Origin of the sequence: Bartonella queenslandensis AUST/NH15, assembly GCF_000312585.1 — a bacterium.
GTDB classification, from domain to species: domain Bacteria; phylum Pseudomonadota; class Alphaproteobacteria; order Rhizobiales; family Rhizobiaceae; genus Bartonella; species Bartonella queenslandensis_A.
On the sequence record NZ_HE998405.1, the window covers coordinates 1 to 623 of the forward strand.

Annotated in this window: 1 pseudogene; it reads right to left on the minus strand. The window is 49.4% G+C overall.

What is annotated here, in order from left to right:
- Positions 1-52: 52 nt before the first annotated feature.
- Positions 53-510, minus strand: a pseudogene (locus BN338_RS10505) (hypothetical protein).
- Positions 511-623: the final 113 nt, after the last annotated feature.

Here is a 623-nt window from a genome sequence, read left to right on the forward strand (position 1 = left end):
GGCAATCCTGGCAAAGCCGCCTCAGCCAATTCAGAAATACTGAACCATTCCTTCATGGCTGCCCCCGTTTAATTTGTACCGGCGTTGCACGCATGGCTTTCAAGCGCACCGCAATCTCACGCTGTTCCTGCTGAAGCCTTGCAATCTCTGCTAAACGCGCTTCATCCCCTTGTAACAACAACAAGCCATCTTCACTCACAACCTCATCCCAAAGCCAATAGGCTTCTGTCGCCCGTACAAAGGCTTTAAAACGTGGCAGGGAAATATCAACTTGCTTACTTTCTGCAACATAAGCATCCAAACTTGCCTTACTAGACAACCAATCCCCAAATAATGCGCCATACGCTCCGCAATCTCACTGCGCTCATGCCGGCATTCTTTCAAAGCACGCGCCATGGCGCGCTTTATGCGGGAACGAAACCGCTCCAAATCAATCTGCGCAACCGGTTCGCGGCAAGGAAAAACCGGCTCTTGAAAAAAATCAAGCTGTTGAGAACCATGCCTCTTCATGCCTGCTCCTCCCCACGTTCTTTCTCAAGATAATCACAAAAACGCGCCTTTGTCTGCGCATCTGCTCTTTTCCATACCCCTAACAATTGGGCATAAATCCGTTCCTGTTCATT